This is a genomic window from Synechococcus sp. N5 (assembly GCF_900473925.1).
In the GTDB taxonomy this organism is placed as follows: domain Bacteria; phylum Cyanobacteriota; class Cyanobacteriia; order PCC-6307; family Cyanobiaceae; genus Parasynechococcus.
In genome coordinates this window covers 207,113-226,444 of the sequence record NZ_UCNI01000006.1, presented here as the reverse complement: position 1 = coordinate 226,444, position 19,332 = coordinate 207,113, and the positions used below count along the sequence as shown (strand labels likewise).

General features: G+C 63.1%; 20 protein-coding genes. 8 read left to right on the top strand and 12 right to left on the bottom strand.

The window, feature by feature from the left end; genetic code table 11:
- Nucleotides 1–62 precede the first annotated feature (62 nt).
- Genes DXY03_RS06555 through mrdA form a run of 3 tightly spaced genes read left to right on the top strand, consistent with a single transcriptional unit; the run spans nucleotide 63 to nucleotide 2,851 of the window.
- Nucleotides 63–674, top strand: a complete 612-nt coding sequence (locus DXY03_RS06555) for a hypothetical protein (protein ID WP_114988848.1) — start codon at nucleotides 63–65, stop codon at nucleotides 672–674.
- A gap of 9 nt (nucleotides 675–683) precedes the next feature.
- Complete coding sequence (locus DXY03_RS06550; RefSeq protein ID WP_115009696.1) at nucleotides 684–1,067, top strand: hypothetical protein; 384 nt, start codon at nucleotides 684–686, stop codon at nucleotides 1,065–1,067.
- Nucleotides 1,064–2,851 (top strand): penicillin-binding protein 2, encoded by a 1,788-nt coding sequence (gene mrdA / locus DXY03_RS06545; protein WP_115009695.1) that lies wholly within the window; start codon nucleotides 1,064–1,066, stop codon nucleotides 2,849–2,851. The genes DXY03_RS06550 and mrdA overlap by 4 nt, the downstream gene beginning before the upstream one ends.
- Here the strand turns inward: mrdA and DXY03_RS06540 are convergent.
- The 4 genes from DXY03_RS06540 to DXY03_RS06525 all read right to left on the bottom strand — a co-directional run bounded on the left by DXY03_RS06540 (nucleotide 2,848) and on the right by DXY03_RS06525 (nucleotide 6,362).
- Nucleotides 2,848–3,993 (bottom strand): glycosyltransferase family 1 protein, encoded by a 1,146-nt coding sequence (locus tag DXY03_RS06540; protein ID WP_115009694.1) that lies wholly within the window; start codon nucleotides 3,991–3,993, stop codon nucleotides 2,848–2,850. The genes mrdA and DXY03_RS06540 overlap by 4 nt on opposite strands.
- A 13-nt stretch (nucleotides 3,994–4,006) precedes the next feature.
- Complete coding sequence (locus DXY03_RS06535) at nucleotides 4,007–5,203, bottom strand: NAD-dependent epimerase/dehydratase family protein (RefSeq protein WP_115009693.1); 1,197 nt, start codon at nucleotides 5,201–5,203, stop codon at nucleotides 4,007–4,009.
- 74 nt (nucleotides 5,204–5,277) lie between these two features.
- The gene (gene psb34, locus DXY03_RS06530; RefSeq protein WP_114988853.1) at nucleotides 5,278–5,451 is read right to left on the bottom strand and encodes a photosystem II assembly protein Psb34; all 174 of its coding nucleotides are present in this window, start codon (nucleotides 5,449–5,451) and stop codon (nucleotides 5,278–5,280) included.
- 92 nt (nucleotides 5,452–5,543) lie between these two features.
- Nucleotides 5,544–6,362 carry a thiazole synthase gene (locus DXY03_RS06525; RefSeq protein ID WP_115009692.1) on the bottom strand — a complete coding sequence of 273 codons (819 nt, stop codon included), beginning with the start codon at nucleotides 6,360–6,362 and terminating at the stop codon, nucleotides 5,544–5,546.
- Nucleotides 6,363–6,413: 51 nt separating this feature from the next.
- Between DXY03_RS06525 and DXY03_RS06520 the strand changes: the two genes are divergently transcribed.
- Nucleotides 6,414–6,959, top strand: a complete 546-nt coding sequence (locus tag DXY03_RS06520; RefSeq protein WP_115009691.1) for a hypothetical protein — start codon at nucleotides 6,414–6,416, stop codon at nucleotides 6,957–6,959.
- Between the two features lie 38 nt (nucleotides 6,960–6,997).
- On the opposite strand, the gene DXY03_RS06515 is transcribed toward DXY03_RS06520, so the two are convergent.
- The 3 genes from DXY03_RS06515 to rpmI are packed head-to-tail and all read right to left on the bottom strand — an operon-like array spanning nucleotide 6,998 to nucleotide 8,129.
- A complete protein-coding gene (locus tag DXY03_RS06515; protein ID WP_115009690.1) occupies nucleotides 6,998–7,516 on the bottom strand; it encodes a hypothetical protein in 519 nt (172 codons plus the stop codon).
- An 11-nt stretch (nucleotides 7,517–7,527) separates the two neighbouring features.
- Entirely contained in the window at nucleotides 7,528–7,875 is a 348-nt protein-coding gene (gene rplT / locus DXY03_RS06510; RefSeq protein WP_011363098.1) for a 50S ribosomal protein L20, read from the bottom strand.
- 56 nt (nucleotides 7,876–7,931) lie between these two features.
- Nucleotides 7,932–8,129, bottom strand: coding sequence for a 50S ribosomal protein L35 (gene rpmI / locus DXY03_RS06505; RefSeq protein WP_006852081.1), 198 nt, complete (start codon nucleotides 8,127–8,129; stop codon nucleotides 7,932–7,934).
- A 57-nt stretch (nucleotides 8,130–8,186) separates the two neighbouring features.
- On the opposite strand from rpmI, the gene DXY03_RS06500 reads away from it, so the two are divergent.
- Together DXY03_RS06500 and DXY03_RS06495 are read left to right on the top strand one after the other, a co-directional pair.
- A complete protein-coding gene (locus tag DXY03_RS06500; protein WP_115009689.1) occupies nucleotides 8,187–9,746 on the top strand; it encodes a SpoIID/LytB domain-containing protein in 1,560 nt (519 codons plus the stop codon).
- Between the two features lie 24 nt (nucleotides 9,747–9,770).
- A complete protein-coding gene (locus DXY03_RS06495) occupies nucleotides 9,771–11,090 on the top strand; it encodes a glycosyltransferase family 2 protein (protein ID WP_115009688.1) in 1,320 nt (439 codons plus the stop codon).
- Between the two features lie 56 nt (nucleotides 11,091–11,146).
- On the opposite strand, the gene DXY03_RS06490 is transcribed toward DXY03_RS06495, so the two are convergent.
- The 5 genes from DXY03_RS06490 to tig all read right to left on the bottom strand — a co-directional run bounded on the left by DXY03_RS06490 (nucleotide 11,147) and on the right by tig (nucleotide 17,234).
- Nucleotides 11,147–13,000, bottom strand: a complete 1,854-nt coding sequence (locus DXY03_RS06490; RefSeq protein WP_115009687.1) for a DNA polymerase III subunit gamma/tau — start codon at nucleotides 12,998–13,000, stop codon at nucleotides 11,147–11,149.
- Between the two features lie 23 nt (nucleotides 13,001–13,023).
- Entirely contained in the window at nucleotides 13,024–13,662 is a 639-nt protein-coding gene (locus DXY03_RS06485) for a lecithin retinol acyltransferase family protein (protein WP_115009686.1), read from the bottom strand.
- Between the two features lie 4 nt (nucleotides 13,663–13,666).
- A complete protein-coding gene (clpX, locus tag DXY03_RS06480; protein ID WP_115009685.1) occupies nucleotides 13,667–15,016 on the bottom strand; it encodes an ATP-dependent protease ATP-binding subunit ClpX in 1,350 nt (449 codons plus the stop codon).
- 90 nt (nucleotides 15,017–15,106) lie between these two features.
- Nucleotides 15,107–15,781, bottom strand: coding sequence for an ATP-dependent Clp endopeptidase proteolytic subunit ClpP (gene clpP, locus DXY03_RS06475; protein ID WP_038551825.1), 675 nt, complete (start codon nucleotides 15,779–15,781; stop codon nucleotides 15,107–15,109).
- A gap of 43 nt (nucleotides 15,782–15,824) precedes the next feature.
- Nucleotides 15,825–17,234, bottom strand: coding sequence for a trigger factor (gene tig / locus DXY03_RS06470; protein ID WP_115009684.1), 1,410 nt, complete (start codon nucleotides 17,232–17,234; stop codon nucleotides 15,825–15,827).
- A 157-nt stretch (nucleotides 17,235–17,391) separates the two neighbouring features.
- Here tig and DXY03_RS06465 point away from each other — a divergent pair, with 157 nt between their 5' ends.
- Nucleotides 17,392–18,414, top strand: coding sequence for an aspartate-semialdehyde dehydrogenase (locus DXY03_RS06465; RefSeq protein ID WP_115009683.1), 1,023 nt, complete (start codon nucleotides 17,392–17,394; stop codon nucleotides 18,412–18,414).
- Entirely contained in the window at nucleotides 18,414–19,322 is a 909-nt protein-coding gene (dapA, locus tag DXY03_RS06460) for a 4-hydroxy-tetrahydrodipicolinate synthase (protein ID WP_115009682.1), read from the top strand. Before DXY03_RS06465 ends, dapA begins: the two co-directional genes overlap by 1 nt.
- Nucleotides 19,323–19,332: the final 10 nt, after the last annotated feature.

The window sequence follows — 19,332 nt, the reverse complement described above, 5'->3', positions numbered from 1 at the left end:
GCTGAATCACGGCTGGCGACGGCCCTGCATCACCGATACCTTGGGCCACCGGCCTTTGGGATATGACAGCGACACAACAGCAGGATGTTCAGCTGCAGCGTCGGCTGCAGCAGGACAGCATTCAGCTGGGTGGCCGCACGATCTATCTGAACCCCTTCCTCTACTGGCGGCGGTTCGACAGCAACACCGATCGCTGGCTCCGGGAGCCTGGTCAGCTGACGGAGGATCAGATCACGGCCAATCGCAGCCGGTTTTACCCCGAACTCGACTGGGGCCAGCTGGATGATCACGCCACCGCAGTTCACGATGGCGCTGTGGAGATGTTCCTCAAGAGCCTGGAGCTGATCAGCACCTTCCATCCCGAACTGGGTTCCGGGCAGATGCTCGAGGTGGAACGCAAGATGACGATCACCAAGAAGCGGGCCTTCGAGCGTTGGGTGGACAAGGCGATCCGGCGGCGTCAGCGCGACGAAACCCGTGAGCACCGCCGCTTTGAGCGCAGCCGCTTCTGGCGTGCCTGGCGGGAGTGGATCCTGCTGGACACCACCCAGAAAGCCCTGGTGCCTGTGGTGATGCTGATGGTGCTCAGCGGGGTGATGGGCTGGTCCCTGGCGGCGGACCGTGCCGCTTGTCCGACATTGGCGCTTCCTTCGGGACAGACTGGGGTCCGTTGATCTGGCCCCATGGCCGCTGATTCCAACTCCGACAACCCGCTCGACCAGTTGCGTCTGTCCTTGATGCAGGACGTGCTGCCTGTGGGGCTGGCCGTGCTGGAACGGGCCCGGCAGGGTGGTCCCGGCAAGGTGGTGGAGGTGTTCACGGCCGGCTCGGAGGACCCCATCGCTGATTTGCGTCAGGAGGGTGAGCCCGTGGCGCGCGACGTGCGAGAACAGCTGGATGCCGTGAGCCCCGGGCTGGGCAATCCGGTGATGCCGGTTTCTGTTTCTGTGGACGAACCGGCAACGGTTGAACAGGACGGCCCCGACGACTTGCTGCCGACCTTGCGGCGGATCGAAGAGCGCCTCGAGGAGTTGCGCCGCCGATTGCCAGTGCAGCAACAGGAATGACCCGTTCTGCCCAGCAGCGTCAGACCGGTCTGCGTCAGCAACCCCTGGTGCTGCTGGTGTTGGTGCTGCTGTTGTGCAGCGCCATGGTCAGCCGCCTGATCTGGATGCAGCTGCTGGAGGGATCGCGCTTTCGCGACCTGGCGGACGAAAACCGCATCCGTCTTGTGCCTCGCTCGCCCATTCGCGGTCGGTTGCTTGATCGCAAAGGCCGGGTGCTGGCCACCAGCAAACTCACTTACTCCCTGTACCTTGAGCCGCGTCTGGTCAGCGATGACGACTGGCCTGATCTGCGGGATCGCTTGGCACGGCTGCTGAGCCTGAAGCCTGATCTGCTCGACCAGCGCCGGCAGAAGGGCCTGGATCGGGATGGTTACCGCACCACATTGGCCCTCGATCTCAAGCCGGAACAGGTGCTGCGCTTCCGGGAACAGGCCTTGGGGTTGCGTGGTGCCCAGGTGGATGTCGACATCCTGCGCTCCTATCCCAATGGAACCCTGGCGGCCCACGCCCTCGGCTACACCCAGCCGGTCACGGAAAGCGAATTCGAATTCCTGGCGGAGAAGGGCTACAAGATCCGCGACCGCATTGGTCGCACCGGTGTTGAAGCGGCCTACGAGCGCCATCTGCGCGGGAAGTGGGGCGGTCAGATGCTCGAGGTGAATGCCATGGGCGAGGTTCAGCGCAACCTGGGCGATCGACCCTCTCAAGCAGGAAAGGATCTGGTGCTTACCCTCGACCTGGATCTGCAGCGGGTGGCGGAGCAGGCGCTTGCCGACAAGCCCGGTGGCGCCGTCGTGGCGCTGGAGGCGGCAACTGGTGCTGTGTTGGCCTTGGCCAGCCGTCCCAGTTTTGATCCGAATTTTTTCTCCAAGCTGATCACCACCCAGAAGGAGTACGACGCCCTCTTCTCCAATCCGAAGAAGCCGCTGCTGTCCCGGGCCATGAATCCCTATGACCCCGGCAGCACCTGGAAGCCGGTGACGGCGATGGCCGGCATGGAGTCGGGCCAATTCCCGCCCGACACCAAGCTCCACACCACGGCCTGCATCACCTACGGCGGCCACTGCTTCAAAGACCACAATGGCAAGGGTTTTGGCACCATTGGCTATGCCGATGCCCTGCGCCACTCGAGCAACACGTTCTTCTATCAGGTGGGCGTCGGGGTTGGGTCCCTGGCGTTGAAGCAGGCTGCTGATCAGCTTGGGTTTCAGCAGAAAACTGGCATTGAGATCGGGTGGGAAGAGAGTGTCGGGCTGGTGGGAGATGAGCCCTGGGCTGATCGTGGCCGGGGTTGGGCGGAGCCCGGAACGGTGCCCTGGATCGCTGAGGACATGGCCAGTGCCTCCATCGGCCAGTCCGTGGTGCAGATCACTCCCTTGCAGTTGGCCCGTGCCTATGCGGTGTTCGCCAATGGCGGTTGGTTGGTGACGCCGCATCTTGCCGCCGGTGACATCGACTGGATGAGTCCGGAGCACCGCACCAAGGTGGCGATGAAGCCATCAACGTTGCAGACGATCCAGGGGGGCCTGCGCAAAGTGGTGGAGGCTGGAACTGGTGCCGGTCTCAATGGTCCGGGTATTCCTCCAGCAGCCGGCAAAACCGGAACGGCTGAAGACAGCACCGGGGGCCCTGATCATGCCTGGTTTGGCTGCTATGCCCCGTATCCCGACGGCAAGATCGTGGTGGTGGCCTTTGCCCAGAACACCCCTGGAGGGGGATCGGTTCACGCGCTGCCCATGGCCAAGAAGGTGCTGGCGGAGTGGGAGCGGACTAGGCAGCGCTAGGCAGCCGTGAGTTGAGGTGCTGACAGCACCGTGCGGTAGTAGGTCCGCAGTTGTTCGGTGGCGCCTGCCCAGCCCCAGCGCTCGGCTTCGGCGCGGGCAGCGCTGCGTAGGGCCTGGCGTTCCAGGTCGTTCCCCAGTAGGCGGCGGGTGGCTTCGATCAGGCTTGCAGCGCCACCATCGGCGCCGTCGGGTTCATAGAGGCAGCCGTTGACGCCGTCGGTGATGATGTCCGGTATGCCGCCACGGTTGGCGCCGACCACGGGACAGCCGGCTGCCATGGCTTCCAGCAGCACTAGCCCCAGCGTCTCCGTGCTGGAGGGGAAGAGGAAGGCATCGCCGCTGGCGTAGGCCCCTGCGAGGTCGTCCCCGGCGAGATAGCCGACGAAGGTGGTGGCGGTTCCCTCGAAGTGCTTCTCCAGTTGTTGGCGGTGGGGACCATCGCCCACCAGGGCTAGCCGTGCATCGGGAAGGGCCTCCAGCACGGGGCGGATCCGTTCGATCTGCTTCTCCGCAGAGAGGCGGCCGACGTAGAGCAGCAGCGCACCACGGTCGTCATGGCCCCCGAGAAGCCGCTGGCGCAATTCCGCGCTGCGCAGCTCGGGACGGAACAACTCCGTGTCCACACCCCGCTGCCACAAATCAGTGTGCTGAATGCCTTTGTCGCTGAGCTCTTTCACCATGGCGGTGGAGGTGCACAGATTCAGCAGGGCCTGGTTGTGGGCGGCCTTGAGCATCTCCCAAAGGAGTGGCTCCAGCATTCCCAGGCCGTAGTGCTCGAGGTACTTAGGAAGGTGAGTGTGATAACTCGCCACTAGAGGGATGCCTTTGTTCTTCGCGAGCCAGATGCCGCCGAGACCCAGCACCGCCGGGTTCACAACGTGGATCAGATCGGGTTGAAAGGCATCGATCGCGTCGGACACCGCCGGCCGAGGCAAGGCCAGTTTGAGCTCGGGATAGAGCGGCAGCGGCATCGCCGGCACGCCGATTAGGCGTGCCCCCATGTACTCCTCCGGACAGCCTTCCGGGCAGAAGACCACCACCTCATCGCCGGCGTCCACCAGATGCTTCACCGTCTTGGTCAGACGGGTGACGATGCCATCGACCTTCGGCAGGAAGGTTTCGGTGAAGAAGGCGACTTTCAAGGATGAAGCTCGATCAGGACGCGGTGCCGATGGCCTGGGCCTGGGTTTTGGTCCAGGCGGAGGTGCAGAGAATGCGGTTGCGGTCGCAACGGTCGGCGTAGCGGGTGGCGATCTCCACCACTTCCTTCAGCAGGCCGTCATCGAGGGTTGTGGGGTTGAGGCCCAGCTCGATGAAGCAGCGGTTGTCCACAATCAGGTCGTTTTCAACGGCCTCGTTGCGGGGGTTGGGCAGGTTGTTCACCTGAGCGCCGGTGAGGGCGGCCACCTTCTTGGCCAGTTCACCCACCTGATGGCTTTCGGTCATCTGGTTGAAGATCTTCACCCGCTCCCCTTGTTCCGGAGGGTTCTCCAGCGCTAGCTGGACGCAGCGCACGGAATCGCGGATGTGAATGAAGGCGCGGGTCTGGCCCCCGGTTCCATGAACGGTGAGCGGGTAGCCGATGGCGGCCTGCATCAGGAAGCGGTTCAGCACCGTTCCGTAATCGCCGTCGTAATCGAAGCGATTGGTGAGCCGCGGGTCGCGGTCTGTGGCATCGGTGTTGGTTCCCCAGACGATGCCCTGGTGCAGGTCGGTGATGCGGACCTTGTCGTTCTTGTTGTAGTAGAGGAAGAGCAGCTGATCGAGCGTCTTCGTCATGTGATAGACGCTGCCCGGGCTGGCGGGGTGGAGGATTTCCTCTTCGAAGCGGCTGCCGTCGGGCTGAGGCACTTCCACCTTGAGGTAGCCCTCGGGGATGGTGGCGCCGCGGTGGGAGCCATAGCCGTAGACGCCCATGGTGCCCAGATGCACCACGTGGATGTCTTGACCGCTTTCAACGATGGCGGCCAGCAGGTTGTGGGTGCCGTTGACGTTGTTATCGACGGTGTAGCGCTTGGTGGCGCTGCTCTTCATCGAATAGGGGGCAGCACGCTGTTCCGCGAAGTGGACCACGGAATCCGGGCGCTCGTCCCGAAGCAGATCCAGCAACCGCTGGTACTCATGGGCGATGTCCATGTGGACAAACCTCATCGGCTTGCCCCCGGTTTCCTCCCAGGCTTTGAGGCGCTCACCGATGCTCACGATCGGCGTCAGCGACTCGACTTCAAGGTCGATGTCGATCTTGCGACGGCTGAGGTTGTCCACGATCAGAACGTCGTGGCCCTGATCCGCCAGGTTCACCGCACAGGGCCAGCCGCAGAAGCCGTCACCGCCGAGAACGAGAACTTTCACCCCAAACTCCTGCTGGAACGAGCGTGATGCTCAATCCTGGCAAGCTACTACAGGGATTTTCAGTGTGAACCGTCTCAGCTGATGGCGACGGTCACCGCCACCATGGCGGCCACGATCAATCCACCGCTCACCAGCATCATCATTGAGCTGCGGTTGCGGCTCTGACTGGTGGCGACGTCCATCACCTCCATGCGTGGCTCCTTGGCGAAGGCGTTGAGACGACCGCCGTCTTCCGTGGTGACCGACATGGGTCCAATGCGACTGGTCGGACCTTATGAGTCCAAATGCTCATTGCCTGCCTTTGTGAAGCAGGCTTCACCTCACTTCACGTCTCTTCACTTCATTGGGGTGACTGCACCAGGCCCGTGGTCGGTGAACTGGCAGAGGCCTGATCCCTTCGCGGCAAGCGCCCGGAGAGGTGGGCTGTCCGCCCGGCCATTACCGCCTGGCCCATGGCCTCGGCCATGGCGGCGGGGTCGCCCGCCAGGGCGATGGCGCTGTTGACCAGCACGGCATCGGCGCCCATTTCGAGGGCCTGCGCCGCCTCGCTTGGAACACCAATGCCGGCGTCCACCACCACCGGTACCCCGGCGTTCTCGATGATCAAGCCGATGTTGGCGGCATTGTTGAGCCCCTGGCCCGAGCCGATCGGAGAGCCCAGAGGCATCACCGTGGCGCATCCCACCTCTTCCAGCCGTTTGGCCAGCAGGGGATCTGCATTGATGTAGGGCAGCACCGTGAATCCCTCTTTCACCAGCTGTTCTGCAGCGTTCAGGGTGCCGATCGGATCGGGCAGAAGATGCCGGGAGTCAGGAATCACCTCCAGCTTCACGAAGGTGTTGTCCTCCTGTCCCGCCAGCTTGGCGAGCTCCCGTCCCAGCCTGGCGACACGCACCGCTTCCTCCGCATTGGTGCAGCCCGCGGTGTTGGGCAGCATCCAGATCCGTTGCCAATCAATGGCTTCCATCAGTCCCTCATGGCCTGCTGCAACGGTCTGCACCCGACGCACAGCCACCGTGACCATGTCGCAGCCGGATCGCTCGATGCTCTGCTGCATCGACGTCATCGATGGATATTTGCCGGTGCCCGTGAACAAACGGCTTTTGAACTGACGCCCGCCAATGGTCAGGGGGTCGGAGCTGGGGGAGGGCGAATCCATGACGCGTCTGAGCAAAAGGGCCTACCTTTTCTTCATCATCCATCGTGTTCCATGCCGTTCCTGCTTGCCATGGATCTACCGGCTGGCAGCCAGGTGCCGTTTCAGACCAATCCCCAGTTGCCTCTGGATCCGATTCAGTTAGCGATTCCTCTGGAGCTCAATGAACTCGAGGTTGAGAGCTTCGATCCGGTCGCACGCGCTGCAGAGCTGGCGGAATCGTTGCCCCGTCAATGGTGCGGCACATTTGAGCCTTTTGATGGCAATCCCACCGTCGATGTCACGTTGGACATCATTCAGATGACGGCGATGGGCCAGATGGTGGATCTCCGGGGCACGATGACCCTTGGTTCCGTCACCACACCGGTTCAAGGCAATGTCCATGCCAAGTCGGATCAGTTGGATCTCATCCCCTTGGCGGATCCCCTGATCGCGGGGGTTGAGCCCGGTGGCGTCTTCCTCGGCCTGCAAATGTTCAGTCCCACCAGCTGGCAGGCGCCTCGATTGATCAACGTGGCCGACCCAAGCACTGGAGTGGGTGGACGCTTGGCGATGACCGCAAGCTGCCAGGAAGAACCTCCGGTTCAGCCACTCTGGTAACCCCAATCTGTTGGGGCTCTGAAGGCATTTGAAAGAACTCAGCTGTTCCGACGCTTGAGTTTTTTCAATCCTTTTTTTGCGGTGGCGTTGTCGGGTTCCAGTTGCAGCGTCTTCTCGTAGAGGGAAATCGCTTCAGCGTCCTTCAGAAGCTTTTCCTGGGCGAAAGCCAGGTTGTTGATGGCCACGGGGTAGTCCGCTTTCGCCTTCAGGGCGAGCTTGTAGTGCTTGGTGGCGCCGGAGTAATCCTTTTGTGCGGCCAAGGCAAAGCCAAGCGCATTTTCGATCACCGCACGGGCTTCATCCGGCTCACCACTCAGACGTTTCAGGGCCTGCTTCAAGGTGGCAGCTGCTTGTGGATACAGCCTCTTCCGTAGTTGGACAGATCCGAGCTCATAGAGGTCAGATGCCTGTCGTGACGTGGCCGTGTCGGATTTCTCGAGCTCAATCAGGCGTGCTTCATCGCGACGCACACGCAAAAATTGTCGGCCCACCACCACCGCAACGATGGCAAGCAGGCCGACCAGGCCCAGCAGGTAGGTCTGGGGCAACAGGTTCACGGTTGGGAAATTCAGCTCTTGGCTGCAGCCACGACGTTGGTGAAGCTGCCGGGGTCAACAACCGCCAGCTGAGCCAGCATCTTGCGGTTCAGGCGCACATCTGCCTTCTTGAGACCGCCCATCAGACGGCTGTAGCTCACACCATTCAGGCGGGCAGCGGCGTTGATGCGGGCAATCCAGAGGCGACGGAAATCGCGCTTGCGACGACGACGATCGCGGTAGGCGTTGCAGAGGGCTTTCATCACCCGCTGGTTTGCTGTACGGAACAGGGTTCCGTTGCCACCACGGAAGCCACGGGCCAGCCGCAGGATCTTGTTGCGGCGTTTACGGGCGACGTTGCCTCTCTTGACGCGGGCCATGAGGTTGGAAGGGTTGGATCAGGTCTTGTTGAACGGTCTCGTCTGAGCAGCTGTGCTCAGGCGTAGGGCATCATCAGGGTCACGCGCTCCTCATCGGTGCGGTCCACCACGGCCTTGGTGGCCAGATGACGCTTCTGCTTGGGGGTTTTGTGGTCCAGCAGGTGGTTCCGGAAAGCGCGACGACGCAGAAATTTGCCAGTGCCGGTTGCTTTGAACCGCTTCGCGGCAGCTTTGCGGGTCTTCAGCTTGGGCATTGGTCTGCTCGTTCGGACACAAACGACAACAATACGTCCCGACGTGCCCCCCGCTGAATGATTCGGCTCCTGACGCTCACATTGCTGCTCTGCATGGGACTGGGCTGCCGCGCCCGTGAGCAGGCTGATGCTCTCCAACCCACTGAGACTGAGCCCGCTGTGGTGGAACGGGTTCAGCGGGTGACGCATCGTTCCGTCGCTGACCCACCGCGGGTTGAAGGTCATGAACCGGTTCTCTGGGTGGCCTTGGCGGATCATCTCGGTGCTGCGCAAACAGCAGCTCCTTTGAATCTGCGTGCCTTTGCTGGCTCGCTCAGCCTTCGCGACGCCACCGGGGAGCTAGGCAGTGGTTCAGGTTTTGTCATCACCTGGCGAAGCGTCGCCTTGGCCCGTCCGCTCAAGTTGGCCCGTCGGATTGCAGGTCCCTACGCCAGCTTTGAGTCGGCGGATCGTGTCGCCTCCCGTTGGCGTGCTTTGGGGGTTGCGGCCGAGGTGGCTCATCCCAAGGAGTGGGAGGTGTGGGCGCCGGAGGGCTCACCTGTGCCCGACGGTCTGGCGGTGCGTGATTGGTATGGCACCGTCGCCAGCACCGTCGAACCGGTGTTGCAGACGCCCGAGGGGGGACGCCCCCTGCAGGGACCTCTTCTGATTGAGGCCTCGGATGGATTGCTCTGGGCTGGTGGACGTTTTGAGGGGCCCTTCCGCTTGCAACGGGATGCCTACGGCAGCTGGACTCTGGTGGAGCAGGTGCCGCTGGAGCGCTACCTCGAGGGGGTGGTGCCCCATGAGATCGGTGCGGCTTCACCGATGGCGGCGTTGCAGGCTCAGACCGTTCTGGCGCGTACCTGGGCTCTGGCCAACAGCCATCGCTTCAGCATTGATGGCTATCACCTCTGCAGCGACACGCAATGCCAGGTCTACAGCGATCCCCGCCATGCGGGAGCCGCTGTACGCGAGGCGATTGCAGCCACCCAGGGCAAGTTGCTCAGCCTGAACAACCAGCCCATCAGCGCGGTTTATCACGCCACCAATGGCGGGGTGATGGCTGCCGGGCCGGAAGCCTGGGCCATGCAGCCCACCACTTATCTGCGTGCGAAGCCAGATGGGGATGAGGGCTGGAGCGACCGTCATCCCTTGCCTCTGCAGCAGCGCAAGGCGGTGGAGGCGTTGCTTGCTGATCGCAGTGGGGCCTTTGGCCAGCGCCACCCCCGCTTCCGCTGGACCCGAACCCTTTCGGGTCCGGCCTTGCGTCAGGCCCTTGGAGCTGCTGCAGACCCGCTGGTTTCGCCTTTGCAATTGAAGGTGCTGGAGCGGGGCGCCAGTGGCCGGGTGCTGGCCTTGCAGATCTCAGGCAGCAGCGACGCCGCTCCGGTCATCCTCAAGCTGGATGCCATTCGCCGGACCCTTCGCACGTTGCCCAGCACCCTGTTCGTCTTGGAGCCTCAGGGGGCCGAACGCTGGTTGGTGGTGGGTGGTGGCTTTGGCCATGGGGCCGGTTTGTCGCAGGCTGGAGCCATTGATCTGGCCTGGCGTAGCTGGCCCGTGGAGCGGATCCTGAGCCATTACTACCCAGGGACTGTCTACGGTCCACTCTCAACACTGGTGCAGTCCCCTTAAAGTCCTTCCCACCTGGGCATCTGGATGAGCTCGAACGCCACATCGGGTGATCACCGTCGGGTGAAATCGGCAGCTTTCCTGTTCGCCTGTGGATGTGCTGGAGCTGCACCCCATTGGCTGGATTCCGCCCGTTCGCTCTGGCCCGCCATCAGTCTTGCCTTGATGCTTGGGGGCTATGGCCTCCGTTCTGTCATGCGCGGGCAGCTGACGCGTGGGTCATCGGAGTCCGTACCAGAGATCGATCCGGCGAAGCTTCCCAGCCTTGATGTGGTGGTGGCTGCCCGCGACGAAGAGGCGGTGGTGCCGCGTTTGGTAGATCGGCTTACATCCCTTCGCTATCCGTCCGGACAACTCACCACCTGGGTGATCGACGACGGAAGTCTTGATCGGACCTCCGAGTTGCTCGACGAGCTGGCCGCCCGGCACCCGGGACTCAATGTGATTCATCGCCAGCGCAACGCCGGTGGTGGCAAGTCGGGTGCGCTCAACACCGCTTTGAGCCGTCTCAAGGGTGAGTGGCTGTTGGTGCTTGATGCTGATGCTCAGTTGCAAGACGACTTGCTCGAGCGCCTTGTTCCCTACGCCCTAGAGGGTGGTTGGTCGGCGGTGCAGCTGCGCAAGGCCGTGATTGATGCCGATCGCAATTGGCTGACGCGATCCCAGGCGATGGAGATGGCTCTGGATGCGGTGATCCAGTCGGGCCGACTGGTCAATGGAGGCGTTGCCGAACTACGGGGGAACGGACAGCTGATCAAGCGCTCCGTGCTCGAGTCCAGTGGTGGTTTCAATGAAGACACCGTCACCGATGACCTTGATCTCAGCTTCCGCCTGCTGACCCATGGGGCCTTGGTGGGATTGTTGTGGGACCCTCCGGTCCAGGAAGAGGCGGTACCCGGTCTTCAGGCCCTGTGGAAACAACGGCAGCGCTGGGCGGAAGGCGGATTGCAGCGCTTCTTTGATTACTGGCCGTTGCTCACCTCAGCGCAGTTGAGTCTTCGCCAGCGCTGGGATCTGACGGCCTTTTTTCTGCTCCAGTACGCCTTGCCGGTGGTGTCCTTCGCTGATCTGAGCACGGCTCTGATCACCCGAAGCGTGCCGGTCTACTGGCCATTGTCTGTGGTGGCGTTCAGTGTGTCGGGTCTGGCTTATTGGCGCGGATGTCGCGATGGCAGTGAGGGGCCGGAGATCCCTTCAGCGAGCCTGGCCAATCTCCTTGTGGCGATTGCCTACCTCGGCCACTGGTTTGTGGTGATTCCCTGGGTGACGCTGCGGATGTCACTTTTCCCCAAACGCTTGGTCTGGGCCAAAACCAGCCATGGTCAGGAGCATCCGGTTCAGGCCTGAGGTTGTTGCCTGTTGGAAGTCATGACTGGGGGGAGGGTCGCCGACTCGATGTCCACTCAGTTGACATCGTCAACGTCGAGCACCTGACCGTTGAAGAAGTCCGCCAGGTTGCGGGCCTGACGATCCAGGCCTGAAGGAGGACTGGGTTGAGGGCTTGATTCTGCTGGTGTAGCTGCTGGGTTGGCGTCCAATGGTTGGGCTTGGGTTTGCGGCAGTTCCGGCGTTGGCACCGGAGCTGACGCTGGTGTTGCTCTGGGTGCCGGCGTTGGGGCCGGTGCCGGACTTGGGGGCTCGACCGCGGCTGGGGCTGTTGCGACCGGGGCTGTTGCCAGCGGAGGTGGCATGGCGGGGTTGCTGGCCTCCAGTACCAGCTGCCTCGAGCCTCCAAGCGCTTTGGCCACGGCCTGTTCCAGCAGGGATGCCCGGCTCTGCACCATCCCCATCCAGTTGCCTGCCACCTGCACAACGGCACGGTTGGCATCCAGGCGCACCAGTTGGGCCTGCTGTGACAGCAGCATCCGGGTGGAGGGCAATTCGAGGCTGCCCAGGATCTGTTGCCAGAGCTCGGGCAGGTTGGTGCTGGCTGCCGGTGCAGGGGTGGAGACCGTCGGCAGTTCCGGCGATGGAGCTGGGGTGGGGGCAGGTTTTGGGCTGGGGGCCTCGATTGCTGGGGCTGAGGCTGCTGCAGGTGTTGCTGCGGAAGGCGTGGGAGCAGGAGGGGCGACTGGCGTTGTCGGTGGGCTTGCTGTTGCTGCCGGTTGCGTTGTCGCAGGTTGTCTTGGGGCCGGAGCTGCGGCTGCGCTCTGAGCCGCCACCGGTTCCGCCAGCAATCCCAAAAGCAGCACTTCCAGCCACAGGCGCGGCTGCACGCTTTGGCGCAGTTGTTGCTCGGTGCCGCGCAGTTGGGCCTGCCATTGCAGCAAGCGGGCCCGGCCGATGGCCTTGGCGAGGGCGGGCAGCTGCTCGCGGAACTGGGGCGACACGCTGGTGAGTTCCAGTCGGTCTGGAGCGGCGGCCATCAACACCAGATCCCGCAGTATTCCGGCCAGACCCTGCAGCACGGCCCCGGGATCCCGGCCCCGGTCCAGCAGGTTGCGGGTGGCCTCCAGCAGCTGCACAGGTTCGGCGCTGCTCATGGCCCCCACCAGTTCCAACAGCTCCTGTTCGGGCACGGCCCCCAGCAGATCCCACACTGCAGCGGCTTCGATCGGTGGCGGCAGAAGGCTCAGCTGATCCAGCAGGCTTTCCGCATCACGCAGGCCCCCCTGGGACCGCTGGGCCACTACATGAATGGCCTCGGGCTTGATTTCGATCGCTTCCTGTTCGGCGATCCAGCTCAGATGCTTGTTGAGGGCATCCAGAGGAATGCGCCTGAAATCAAAGCGTTGACAACGGCTCAGGATCGTCGGCAGCACCCGTTGCGGGTCGGTGGTGGCGAGCACGAACACCACCTGCGGCGGTGGCTCCTCCAGGGTTTTCAGCAGGGCGTTGAAGGCGGCGGTGGAGAGCATGTGGCACTCGTCCACCACGTACACCTTCCAGCGGGCCTGCACCGGTGCGAAGCGGGAGCGTTCGATCAACTCGCGGATGTTGTCGACGCCGGTGTTGGAGGCCGCATCGATCTCGATCACATCGAGGGCGGTGCCGGCGGCGATCGTGGTGCAGAGCTCGCAGGTGCCGCAGGGTTCCGGGGTGGGCCCCTCGCTGTTCAGGCAGTTGAGCGAGCGGGCCAGGATGCGGGCGCTGGAGGTTTTGCCGGTGCCGCGGGGGCCACTGAACAGATAGGCCGGGGCAATCCGATTGCTGGTGAGGGCGTGGCCCAGGGTGGCGGCGATCGCCTCCTGCCCCACCAGCTGATCAAAGCGCTGGGGCCTGTATTTGTGATGCAGCGGCTGGTAGGCCGAACTCATGCGCCGCGAGCGTTGAAAGGAGATTACTCAGAGGATTCCGACCCTGGAAGGGCGGGGTGCTGTTGGAGCAGGGCATCAATTCGTTGTTTGAGGTCTTCCACGGCGGCCAGCTCATCGGCCAGGCTCTGGCCCGTGAGCAACAGCCGTTGATCGGACCCTTTTCCCGCCTGTTCCAGCAGACCCTCCAACTTGTGCAGCAGCGAGAGGCGCAGGCGTTCCAGCCTCTCCACACCCCGCCTGGCCATGGCGCGGGCATCGTCATCGAGAAGGCCCCGTTGCACCAGGAGCTCCAGGCCCCGCATCAGGGCGGAGGGCATCAGTCCGCTCCAGTTGCTTGCCCGCTCCAGCACCGAGTTCACCTGGCTGCTGCGATGGCGTCCGGTTTTGCACCAGGTGGCGAAGTGCTCGCAGTTGTTAAACAGCAGGTTGTAGTCCTGTTCTCCAAGGCGCCCCATGGCCCGGCGCAGGGTCACCCCCACTGGTGACGCCTCGACATGGCTGATCACACGCAGTGGCTGCCTCTGGCTGAATTCTTCCAAGGGGCTGCGCAGGATTTCACGCCCTTCCAGATAGTGAGCGACGGTTCCGTCGCCGAGGTCGATGCCGTGGTGGTTGAACAGGCCGTGCTGCCGCGGCACCTCCAGGTGGTCAGCGGCAGCCAAGACTTCAGGCGGTCTTTTGTTGTTCCGTGCCAGGCAGGGGCAGCACCTTGCCACCGGTGTGTTCTTCCACCATCGCCCGGGTGACGGTGAACTCCTTCACTGATGTCTGCGATGGCAGGTCGTACATCAGGTCCAGCATCAGCTCTTCAACGATGCCGCGCAGGGCGCGGGCACCGGTCTTGCGCCGGTGAGCCTCCTGGGCAATCGCCTCGATGGCGTCATCGGCGAACTGCAGTTGCACGTTGTCCATGCTCAGCAGGGTGCGGAACTGCTTCACCAGAGCATCGCGGGGCTCCGTGAGGATCGATTGCAGGGCGCTTTCGTCCAGGGGCTCCAGCACGGCGCTCACAGGCATCCGGCCGATGAATTCGGGGATCAGGCCGTAGCGCACCAGATCATCCGGCTCTAGGTGCCGCAGCACTTGGGCGGCCTGAAGGTCGCGGTTGGCGCGGCTGCGTCCACGGCCGTCGCTGGGCATGAAGCCGATGGCATTGCGGCCCATGCGTTTCTGCACCACGTCGTCCAGGCCCACGAAGGCACCACCGCAGATGAACAGGATCTGGCTGGTGTCGATCTGGATGCAGTCCTGATAGGGGTGCTTGCGCCCGCCCTGGGGCGGCACGTTGGCCACCGTGCCCTCCAGCATTTTCAACAGGGCCTGCTGCACACCTTCGCCCGACACGTCCCTTGTGATCGACGGGTTTTCGCTCTTGCGGGCGATCTTGTCGATTTCATCGATGTAGATGATCCCCCGCTGGGCCTGGTCCACATCCATATCGGCCTTCTGCAGCAGCCGCAGCAGGATGTTTTCCACGTCCTCACCCACGTAGCCCGCTTCGGTGAGGGTGGTGGCATCGGCCACGGCGAAGGGCACGTCCAGCATTTCGGCCAGGGTCTGGGCCAATAGCGTTTTGCCGCAGCCGGTGGGTCCGATCAGCAGGATGTTGCTCTTGTGCAGCCGGGTTGCTGTTTCCTCGGTTTCACCCTGGCCATCCCCCTGCCAGGCCAGACGTTTGTAGTGGTTGTAGACCGCCACCGACATCACCTTTTTGGCCGCGTCCTGGCCGACCACCTGCTGGTCCAAGAAGCTCTTGATGTCCTGCGGCCTTGGAATGGACGCCAGGGTGGGGGCCGGCTTGCTGCTCTTGCGGGCGGCTGGGGTGGTCTTTCGGCTCGGCTCATGGCTGTGGCGTGGGTTGCCCTGCCCATCCACCAGCTCTTCATCCAGGATCTCGTTGCAGAGATCGATGCATTCGTCGCAGATGTAAACGCCAGGTCCGGCGATCAGCTTCCGCACCTGGTCCTGGGATTTCCCACAGAACGAACACTTCAGATGGGCGTCGAACTTGGCCATCGAACGCTGGGCACCACTCAGGAGAACAACTCAGGAATCAACCGATGGGGTCTCCCTGAACACACAGGATCGAGAACGGAAGGGCGTCTGTCAGCCCTCCGTAATGATTCCTCCGTCCCCGGAACTGTCCACCACGCGATCGATCAGGCCGTATTCAACCGCTTCTGCCGGAGAAAGGAAGTAGTCGCGGTCGGTGTCTTCCGAGATCTTGTCGAGCGGCTGGCCGGTGTGGTCCGCCATCAACCCGTTCAGGGTTTCCTTGAGGTAAAGGATTTCCTTGGCCTGGATCTCGATATCTACCGCCTGCCCCTGGGCGCCACCGAGGGGTTGGTGAATCATGATCCGGGCATTCGGCAAGGCAAGACGCTTGCCCTTGGTGCCTCCGGAGAGCAGGAAGGCACCCATGCTGGCGGCGAGGCCGTAGCAGATGGTCACCACGTCAGGGGCGACCTGCTGCATGGTGTCGTAGATCGCCAGACCAGCGGTGACCGACCCTCCCGGTGAGTTGATGTAGATCTGGATGTCCTTCTCTGGATCCTCGGCTTCGAGGAACAGCATCTGCGCCACCAGGGCGTCGGCGACGGCGTCATCCACGCCGGTGCCGAGGAAGATGATCCGCTCCCGCAGCAGGCGGGAGTAGATGTCGAAGGCGCGGTCGCCGCGACCGGACTGTTCCACAACCGTGGGCAGTGGCCCCGGTGCCGAGACGGGCATGGCGGCCCGCCAGCGGTTCTGGATGGGGTGGTGACTGCGGGCGTCAATCACGCGATCGGTATGCGGTGAAGTTGGGCCAATCTATGGGCGTTGCTCAGTCCTTGGCGTCCGCCTTGGACTTGCTTTTGGCCGCGGTCTTCTTGGCGGCCGGGTTTTTCTTGGCTGCAGCCTTGCTGTCATCCGCAGCCGGTGCCTTTTCGGTGAGGGTGCTGTTCTCCTCGAGCCAGCCCATCAGACGGTCCTGCATCAGGTCATCCATCACGGCCTGACGCAGGCGCTCCGGATCGATCTTGGCGTCGGCGGAGAGCTCCTTCTTCACCTCCTTGACCTTGGCGTCCACGTCCTTGTCGTCGAGCTTGATGTCCTCCGCTTCAGCCAGGGCGGTGAGGGCAAAACTGCGGCGTAGACGCTCTTCAGCCTCGGGGCGGGAGTTCTGCATCAGGTTGCGCACCAGGTCGGGAGTGAACAGCGACTTCACATCCATGCCCTGCTGGGCGAACTGGGCTGCGGTCTGCTCCAGCAGGTTGCGGCTTTCCTGTTGGATCAGGGCTTCCGGAAGCTCCACCTCCAGCTGCTCCACCAGGGCAGCGACGAGGGCATCGCGGCGGTTGCTGGTTTGACGGCGTTCGGCGTCGTCCTTGAGCCGCTGCTCCAGATCTTTGCGCAGGTCCGCCAGGGTCTTCTGTTCGCTGGCCTGCTTGGCGAATTCGTCATCCAGCTCGGGCAGTTCGCGGGTCTTGAGGTCCTTCAGTTCGATCTCAAAGGCGGCCTTACGTCCGCGGGCGTCCTCCTTCGGGTAGTCGTCAGGGAACTGGCAATCCACGGTTTTGGTCTCGCCGACCTTCATGCCGATGACCCCTTCGATGAAGCCGGGGATCATCCGGCCGTTTTCCAGGTCCACATCCATCGAATCGGCGCTGCCGCCCTCGATCTCGCTGCCGTCATCGCTGTAGGTGCCCTTGAACCCGAGCACAGCGATGTCGCCGTTTTTGGCGGCACGACCTTCCACCGGAACGACCGTGGCCATCTGCTTGCGGGAGTCCTCAAGCATCGCGTCGACCCGTGAGGCGTCGTAGGCGACGGTTTCGAATTCCGCCTTCAGGCCCTTGGTGGTTTTCAGCTTCGGCGTTGGGGCGACGTCGGCTTCCAGGGTGAAGGTGAGTTCCTTGCCGGGCTCAAAGCTCTCCAGCAGGCCGTCGAAACCACTGCTCAGATCAGGCTGACTGATCGGTTCCAGCGATTCCTGCTGGATGGCGTCACGCCAGGCAATATCGATCAGCTTTTCCAGAGCCGTGGCTTTGATCCGCACGCCTCCCAGCTGCTGCACCAGCACCGTGCGCGGCACCTTGCCCTTGCGGAAGCCCGGCAGGTTGATGCTGCGGCTGAGGCTGGTGATGGCGTCTTCGTAACTCGTCTTGCAGCGCTCCCCAGGAACGGTAACCGTCACCGCCAGGCGGCTGCTGGGGCGGGCTTCGGTGGTCACCTTCAGGGCTGCAGCGCTCATGGGGGAAGGGAAAGGGCAGCCCAGCACTTTATGCAACCGATGAATTCAGGCTGGATCGGTAAGCTGAGCGCGTCGCTAGGTCGGCATCACGTTCTCTACGTAGTGATGTCTGATTTGAGAAACGACGGGTTTTCGTTCAGATCGTTCACTCCACCGCTTGTCTTCGACCCTTCCCAATCGCCCTCTCAATGTTGCTGTTCTCGGTGCCAGCGGTGCTGTTGGCCAGGAACTGCTGCTGTTACTGGAAGAGCGCCGTTTCCCCGTTGGCGAGCTGAAGTTGCTGGCGTCGACTCGTTCGGCGGGCCAGACCCAAACCTGGAGCGGCCGCACCCTCACGGTGGAAGAGGTTTCGGCCCAATGCTTTGAAGGGATCGATCTGGTGCTGGCGTCGGCCGGTGGTTCTGTTTCCAAGCAGTGGCGCGAGGCGATTACGGGCGCCGGTGCGGTGATGGTGGACAACTCCAGCGCCTTCCGGATGGAAGACGGTGTGCCGCTGGTGGTGCCCGAGGTCAATCCCGATGCGGCCTTCACTCACAAGGGCGTGATCGCTAATCCGAATTGCACCACGATCCTGCTCACCCTGGCTTTGGCTCCTTTGGCAGCCAAGCGGGCGATGCGCCGGGTGGTGGTGAGCACCTACCAGTCCGCTAGTGGTGCCGGTGCCCGGGCCATGGAGGAGCTGAAAAACCTGTCGCAGACGGTGCTGGACGGCGGCACTCCGAAAGGAGAAGTGCTGCCTTACTCGCTGGCGTTCAACCTCTTTCTGCACAACTCTCCGTTGCAGGCCAACAGCTATTGCGAGGAGGAGATGAAGATGGTGAACGAGACCCGCAAGATCATGGGTCTGCCGGATCTGCGCTTCACCGCCACCTGCGTGCGGGTGCCCGTGCTGCGGGCCCATTCCGAAGCGGTGAACATCGAGTTCGAGTCCCCCTTCTCGGTTGATGAGGCACGTGAGCTGCTGGCGGCAGCGCCTGGTGTGGAGTTGATTGATGACACGGCGGCGAACCGTTTCCCGATGCCGACGGATGTGACCGGTCGCGATCCGGTGGCGATCGGGCGGATCCGGCAGGACATCAGCGATGCCAATGCTCTGGAGCTCTGGCTTTGTGGGGACCAGATCCGCAAGGGAGCGGCGCTTAACGCTGTTCAGATCGCTGAATTGTTGATTCAGAAGTGATGACCCAGGCCGCCACCCTCTCGCCAACGCCCTTCGGTCGTGTGGTCACCGCGATGGTGACCCCTTTTGATGCCAGCGGTGCTGTGGATCTCAGCGTTGCCGCAAACCTGGCCCGGCACCTCGTGGATCAGGGCTCCGATGGATTGCTGGTGTGCGGCACCACCGGTGAATCGCCGACCCTCAGTTGGGACGAGCAGTTGCAGCTGCTGCAAGCCGTTCGTGATGCCGTGGGCAGTGACGCCAAGGTGTTGGCGGGCACGGGTAGCAATTCCACAGCGGAAGCGATGGAGGCTACCAAGGAAGCGGCGGCGGCCGGCGCCGATGGCGCTCTCGTTGTGGTGCCTTACTACAACAAGCCTCCCCAGGAGGGTTTGGAGGCCCATTTCCGGGCCATCGCTGAAGCGGCACCTGAGCTGCCGTTGATGCTTTACAACATCCCTGGCCGCACCGGCTGCAGCATCGCCCCGGCCACGGTGGCCCGGCTGATGGACTGCCCCAACGTGGTGAGTTTCAAGGCCGCCAGCGGCACCACGGAAGAGGTCACCGCCTTGCGCTTGGCCTGCGGTCCGCAGTTGGCGATCTACAGCGGTGACGACGGCCTCACCCTGCCGATGCTTGCTGTGGGTGCCGTGGGCGTCGTGAGTGTGGGCAGCCATGTGGCGGGCCCTGAGATCCGCGCCATGATCGAGGCCTATCTGAACGGCGATGGTGCTTCCGCACTCGCCCTGCACGACGCGTTGATTCCCCTGTTCAAGGCTCTGTTCGCCACCACCAATCCAATTCCCGTCAAGGCTGCCCTGGAACTCAATGGCTGGTCTGTCGGTGCGCCCCGTCCGCCCCTGTGTTCCCTCTCTGACGAGATGAAACGTTCGCTTTCCAACGCCATGGCCGCCCTCCGTCAGACCTAGCCCGGTCCGG

Bases quoted from the DNA above. Each gene is read 5' to 3' on its own strand.
- rpmI (WP_006852081.1), bottom strand. From the start codon at position 8,129: ATGCCCAAGCTGAAGACCCGCAAAGCTGCCGCGAAGCGGTTCAAAGCA.
- DXY03_RS06500 (WP_115009689.1), top strand. From the start codon at position 8,187: ATGATTCGGCTCCTGACGCTCACATTGCTGCTCTGCATGGGACTGGGC.
- psb34 (WP_114988853.1), bottom strand. From the start codon at position 5,451: ATGTCGGTCACCACGGAAGACGGCGGTCGTCTCAACGCCTTCGCCAAG.
- mrdA (WP_115009695.1), top strand. From the start codon at position 1,064: ATGACCCGTTCTGCCCAGCAGCGTCAGACCGGTCTGCGTCAGCAACCC.
- rplT (WP_011363098.1), bottom strand. From the start codon at position 7,875: ATGGCCCGCGTCAAGAGAGGCAACGTCGCCCGTAAACGCCGCAACAAG.
- clpX (WP_115009685.1), bottom strand. From the start codon at position 15,016: ATGGCCAAGTTCGACGCCCATCTGAAGTGTTCGTTCTGTGGGAAATCC.
- dapA (WP_115009682.1), top strand. From the start codon at position 18,414: ATGACCCAGGCCGCCACCCTCTCGCCAACGCCCTTCGGTCGTGTGGTC.
- DXY03_RS06555 (WP_114988848.1), top strand. From the start codon at position 63: ATGACAGCGACACAACAGCAGGATGTTCAGCTGCAGCGTCGGCTGCAG.
- tig (WP_115009684.1), bottom strand. From the start codon at position 17,234: ATGAGCGCTGCAGCCCTGAAGGTGACCACCGAAGCCCGCCCCAGCAGC.
- DXY03_RS06525 (WP_115009692.1), bottom strand. From the start codon at position 6,362: ATGGATTCGCCCTCCCCCAGCTCCGACCCCCTGACCATTGGCGGGCGT.
- DXY03_RS06495 (WP_115009688.1), top strand. From the start codon at position 9,771: ATGAGCTCGAACGCCACATCGGGTGATCACCGTCGGGTGAAATCGGCA.
- DXY03_RS06490 (WP_115009687.1), bottom strand. From the start codon at position 13,000: ATGAGTTCGGCCTACCAGCCGCTGCATCACAAATACAGGCCCCAGCGC.
- DXY03_RS06550 (WP_115009696.1), top strand. From the start codon at position 684: ATGGCCGCTGATTCCAACTCCGACAACCCGCTCGACCAGTTGCGTCTG.
- DXY03_RS06520 (WP_115009691.1), top strand. From the start codon at position 6,414: ATGCCGTTCCTGCTTGCCATGGATCTACCGGCTGGCAGCCAGGTGCCG.